Origin of the sequence: Kitasatospora sp. NPDC059327, from assembly GCF_042752535.1 — a bacterium.
In the GTDB taxonomy this organism is placed as follows: Bacteria; Actinomycetota; Actinomycetes; order Streptomycetales; family Streptomycetaceae; genus Kitasatospora.
Genome location: NZ_JBHYYB010000204.1, coordinates 1 through 5,570 on the forward strand (window position 1 = coordinate 1; position 5,570 = coordinate 5,570).

A 5,570-nucleotide genomic window follows, 5' to 3' on the forward strand; every position below is an offset into this window, starting at 1 on the left:
CCGGCCTCCACGAGCGCGGCCCACCCACCGGCGCCCGTTCCGTCAGGAAGCCGGAGTCGGCCCCCTGCGCCGTCTCGGCGGCGCGTCGTCCCCCCTCGATCCAGGGGCACCTGCACCCAGGCAAACGGAAGGGGTGCTCGGCCAACGGCTCGGGCACCCCTCCCACAGCACCGGCAATCAGAGCGGGCGGTCCCAGGGGCCGTCGGGGGCGATGAACCGGGCGCCGATGTTGTCGTTCGGGTTGAGGTAGACCAGCGCGGTGAACCATGCCGCGGCCGCCTTTGGATCCCGTCGGCGCAGCAGGTCGGCGTAGGTGAACAGGATCCGGTGGGCGGGCCGGTTGTCGAGCTCGGTGTAGAGGAGGACGTCGGTGAACGGCCAGGGCAGGGACTGCTGGAGCACGCAGACCCCGGCGCGGGCCCACTCCAGCGCGGCGTCCAGCTCGCCGGGCACCTCGCCCTGGTCGTCGTCGAAGCCGCCCTCGACGTCCCGGTCCAGGCCGGCGACCTCGAAGGCGATGGTGGCGTAGGCGTCCAGGTCCCTCGGGTGCAGCCGGCGGTCGCCGATCGTCACCGACGCCTCCTCGTACGCCGCGTCGTATGCCTCACTGCTCTCCTCGTCCGGACTCCAGACCCGCTCCATCCGCCAGGACTGGCGCACCGGCAGCTCGGCGATCCGCCGCTCCAGCTTCGACAGCTTGTCGCCGGCCTCACGGTGCTCGGCGTAGAAGTCGGCCGAGTCGAACTCGCTGTACTCGGGGTCCTGGATCCAGGCCAGCAGCGGCCGGTCCAACGCCGCGAGCGCCTCGGCGGCCAGGCCGGACGGCACCAGCCACGGCAACGTGCCCTCCAAGCTCTTCTCCACGGTCTTCGGGTCCTGGCCCACGGTCGTCTCATCCATACCGGCGATCCTCCACGCCCGCACCTCACGGTGTCCTCGAAGCCGCGGAATCCACCCCACCAAGGCACACCACACGATAGAAGCCGGAAGGCCGTCACCCGCAGGTGACGGCCCTCCAGTGCTTTCTCAGGGCCCCGACCACCTATCGCCGGATCAGCGGTCCGAAAACGGTGGTGCGGTGGGCGGCGGCCCAGAGCGGGTGGACGTCGGCGGGGTCGTGACCGACGGCGGTAAGGAGGCCGACGACGTCCTCCCACCGTGGAGCCATCACGCTGTTCAGAACGCTCGCGACTACCGAGGTGCTCATACCGGTGCGCTCAGACAGGTCGAGCGGCGAGATGCCGGAGCTGTTGACGATGTCGAGCAGCCTGCGGTGCAGGTCCCGGATCGCGTTGCCAGCCTCCGCTTCCTCCTCCGACTGCTGCGCCTCTACCAGCGGTGCTGCGGGAGAGGCCGGCGCGGCTATGGCCGGTTGGTGGATCACGGTCATGTCCCCGCCGACCTGGTAGATGTCGCCGCCCACGATGCTGTTCTGGACCCGGTTGCCGACAACAGACTGGGCGTCCCCGGCCACATCCGCCGGGGCACCCGCCTGCTGCGCAGGGATTCCAGCGGGTGCGGGGGATGCGAGCTTTTCGTGCGGGGGAGTGCCAGACGCGTGTGAGGGCTTGTCCGCCGACGAGGGGGGATTCGCGGCGGCGGTACGACGCAGGTCGAGGAGCTCCTGGCCGTCCACGCGCAGGGCTCCGGCGAGTGCGGCCACGGTGGCGGCGGTCGCTACCGCGCCTTTGGTGGTGAAGGCGTTCTGGACGGTGGTGCGGCCCAGCCTGGTCCTGGCCGCGAGCTGGGTCTTCGCCAGGCCGGCATTGGCCAAGACGTCCTCCAGACGCTTGACCAGCTCGGCGTGCGCCCGCACCCGACCGTCCGGTCCCTCGTCCACCTGCTCGCCCTGCTCGTCGTGCACCTGCCCGCCCCCTTTGCGGCTCCGGCGTGTTCAAGGGTGTTCATTATCGTTCGGGCCGAACCATGGCGAACACCGCCTGCGCGACCTTCGAGGCGTCAACACCCACCAGCACTCGGAGGTTCACCGTGTACACCGCCTTCACCATCCTGACCGCCACCGCCCTGGTCGTCGTGGCCGCGTTGATCGCCGCCGCAGCGGCTGGCAAGCTCGCCCGCCTCGACGGCGCCTCCTACCCCGCCGCCCTTACCCGCGCGGCCACTGCGTTCGCCGCCGTCCTTACCCTCGCCGCCGCCACCGCCGCAGCCCTCGCCCCCTACTTCACCTGATCCCGGGCGCCTGCCGCCGGATAGGAGCCCTCGCCCGGGGTTAGCCCTCCCCTGCACGCTGGCCATACACCCGCCAACCAAGAACAGCCCTGCAGGTCGCCGCCCCGACGGGGTGACGGCCTGCAGGGCTTCCTTAAGGCGGTATCGGCCCAGCGCCATTCAACTGGGCACCGGCCCCGGCCGGTACGGGCCTACCAGGCAACGCCCAAGGCCTCCAGCTGCGAGAGCTGCCCCGGCGTCAGCTTCGCCCGGCGAGCCTTCTGGTTGTTCAACCAGGTACCGAGGGCGAAGTGCGACACCACGACCTGGTCCTCGCCGCCGTCGCCGGCTTCCAGGGTCTCCACCGGTTCCTTGTGCGGGCGGGGGACCCGGGGGTGCCCCTCGCGTCCGACGAAGGAGGCGAGGGCGGCCAGGCCCTGGGCGAACCGGTCGGTGCGGGACACGGCCGGCTTCGCGTCGGCGGCGGCCTTCGCGGCGACCAGCTCGGCGTCGGCCTCGATGCCGACCGCGGCGAGCAGGTCCTTCTGGTCGTCCTCCAGGCCGGGCCAGCCGGCGCGCTGCGCCTGGACCCAGCGGCCGAGCTGCTCGCCCTCGAACACCGTGTCCGCCGGCAGCCGCGTCCAGTCGACCCGGCCGTCGGAGTCGAGCCACCACGACCGGGCGACCGCGTAGGCGCGCTGCCAGGTGATCGGCCAGGTCGGGCACCACCAGGGGTCGATGTCCTCCAGGGCCCGGCGCCGCTCCGGCGCGAGCGCGCCCGCGTCCCCGGCGGGTACCTGGGCGGCGGCCCGCAGTTCGGACAGCCATGTCCCGATGGCGTACCCGCCGACGGAGGCGCGGGCCGGCGCCGCCAGGCTCCCGCTGTGGCTCTTCGCCCAGACCCTGGCCCAGTCGAGGCCGGCCTCGAACCTGGCGTCAGAGACGGACCAGATCATGCCGAGCGCGTCCAGCATCGCCACCCGGTATGACGCCAGCTCACCATTCGCATTCTCACCCCGCCGGTCCGACAGCCACTTTCCCAGCGGGTAATTCCCGTTCTCCCCGACCAGCGCCGAATATGGAACGTCGAGGCCGCCGGTCTCCTCGAACCATTTCCGTGCGTGCCCGATTCCCTCACGCCACAGCTGCGTCTCACCGACCAGCACCCTTGAGGCGATGAACAAGGCGAGTACGTTCTCGTCGACCGGCGTCTGGAACCGCACCGGCAGCGTGAACGCCGACCCGCCGCCCGTACCAGACCCGCCCTCACCAGGGGCGAAAGCCGCCTCGGCGCTGCGCCCGGTCGTCCGCTTGCCGGACTTCTGCGGCACCGCGAGGGCCTCCACCACCTTCGCGTCGTGGCTGCGCAGCGCGGTAAGGATCTTGACTAGGGGACCGTAGGAATCGGACTCCAGAATGTCCCCGGGCTGCTCTCCGGGCTTGAGGAAGACCGGCACGATCAAGCTGGCTGTCTTTCCCTCTCCGGGCTGCATGCGCAGGGCCCGGCCGATGGCCTGGACGATATCCACCACGCTGCCCCTGCCTTGCAGGAGAACCGAATCCGCGTTCGGGATATCGACACCCTCACCCAGGACCTTGCACTGGGACACGACCCGGTGCCTCAGGCCGTCGTCCTCCTCGCTCTTACCAAAATCGCCGATGACCTCCTTGCGGAAATCCACGTCGTGCTCACCGGAGAGCCACTGCGCCCAGAATTCTGCTGGGTATTTCTGGGGGTTTTCGAAGTGCAGCTTCTCGACGGTCTGGTTCAGCGTCTCGGAGAAGTAGCGGGCCTCGATCGTGCGGTTGTGGAAGGTGATGCACCGCTGGAGGTCGCGCTCGACGACGGTCTTGGCCAGCCCGGCCTGGATGGCCGCGATCCGTTCGGCCGGCACCTCGTCCTCGCTGCCGTCCTCCTCCTCGCCGACGCCCGGTCCCCACGGCACGCCCTGCCGCTCGGCAGCGGCCCGGTCACCGTGTGGGTCGCGCAGTTCCAGGACCACGATCTCGAAAGGGGCCAGGAGCTTTCGGTCGATGGCTTCTGCGAGGCCCAGGGAGTAGACGTGCGGGCCGTAGATCCGCTGGTCGTCCATGGACACGGCCAGTTCCTCCGGCAGCGGCTGGTAGGCATCCTCGCGGGTCTTCACGGGACGCTTGGGCGGCGCCCAGATCCGCGGGGTCGCGGTCATGTAGAGCCGGCGCTCCGCGGGGATGGCGCCCTGGTCGTGCACCACGGTCCAGGTTTTCTCCACGCTGCCGGAGGACCGGTGCGCCTCGTCGCAGACCATCAGCCCGAGCGGCGGCAGCCTCTCGCCCTGACGCTCGGCCCAGTACGTGTAGGCGCCCTCGACCGCGCTGACGGACGTGTAGGTGGCGAAGACGGTGGTCGGTCGGCGGTGCTTCGCGGCCTGGGACAGCCACATGCCGATCGCCCGCGGGCTGGTGGAGGCCATCACCCCGTACGGCAGCTCACGGTCGACCAGGGAGCAGATGGCGTGCATGTCCCCGGAGCGCCCGGCCGCCCGCCACGAGCCGATCATCTGCACCAGCAGGTCCAGCGTCGGCACCACGACCAGCACCACGCCGCGGGGCACCAGCCTCTGGCCGGCCACCGCCCCGACGTAGCTCTTGCCGGACCCGGTGGCCATCTGGACGGTCACCCGCAGCCCGTCCGGGGCCGACTGCCCCGGACGGGGGGTGAGACCCCGCACGATGGTCTCCAGGGCCTCCTCCTGGTGCCCGCGCAGCGAGATGCCAACGGCCGCCTGAGCGGCCATCAGGCCGGGCTTTACGACGTTCACGAAGACGTGTCTCCCCTCACCCATTCCCGAGCCCGCACACCGGACCAAGCGGGAAATTCTGACAGTGCTCTACTGATACATTCGACGAACCGGCAACGAAATCCAGTCGACCGGAATACGAGCCCGATTGAGATGGCCACTCGATAGGATATCAGCCACCGGTCATGGAATCCGGCGAATACCCGAAAGACGCGGACTCGGACCCCGCTTCCGGCGGGATCGTCCGACACTTCAAGACTGATACAGTGGGGGCCGTCGCTCACTCTGTCAGGGTAGCGCACCCCACCCGCCGGCGGAGTCGAAACGGTGGCCTGGACCACGGTCTAGACCAATCCGGCGGGAGTGAAGCCGACCCGCACGCGCCCCCGACGCCCACCCTCCCCTCAGTCTGCCTGTCTTGACTTCAGCCATGATCCCAGTTCAGCTGCCTGAACTGGGATCAGCCCTCCGGCATCATGGAGCGGAGCGGAGTGATGCCCGGCCCGAGCGGAGCCGGGCCGGCCTGACCGAAGGGAAGGCCACGGACACGCGGAGCGGGTCCGCCCACCGCCCGAAGGGCGGTGGCGAAACGGAGGGCCGAAGGCCTGGAGGGACCCGCTC

The 5,570-nt window shown here is 70.3% G+C and carries 4 protein-coding genes; 1 reads left to right on the plus strand and 3 read right to left on the minus strand.

Features of this window, described 5'->3' with window-relative positions:
* Nucleotides 1-177 precede the first annotated feature (177 nt).
* Nucleotides 178-900, minus strand: a complete 723-nt coding sequence (locus tag ACFXHB_RS44110; protein WP_380582791.1) for a hypothetical protein — start codon at nt 898-900, stop codon at nt 178-180.
* Nucleotides 901-1,042: 142 nt separating this feature from the next.
* Entirely contained in the window at nt 1,043-1,864 is an 822-nt protein-coding gene (locus ACFXHB_RS44115; protein WP_380582793.1) for a hypothetical protein, read from the minus strand.
* A 62-nt stretch (nt 1,865-1,926) separates the two neighbouring features.
* Here ACFXHB_RS44115 and ACFXHB_RS44120 point away from each other — a divergent pair, with 62 nt between their 5' ends.
* The gene (locus ACFXHB_RS44120) at nt 1,927-2,190 is read left to right on the plus strand and encodes a hypothetical protein (protein ID WP_380582795.1); all 264 of its coding nucleotides are present in this window, start codon (nt 1,927-1,929) and stop codon (nt 2,188-2,190) included.
* Between the two features lie 191 nt (nt 2,191-2,381).
* On the opposite strand, the gene ACFXHB_RS44125 is transcribed toward ACFXHB_RS44120, so the two are convergent.
* The gene (locus tag ACFXHB_RS44125; protein WP_380582797.1) at nt 2,382-4,970 is read right to left on the minus strand and encodes a Helicase associated domain protein; all 2,589 of its coding nucleotides are present in this window, start codon (nt 4,968-4,970) and stop codon (nt 2,382-2,384) included.
* Nucleotides 4,971-5,570 lie beyond the last annotated feature (600 nt).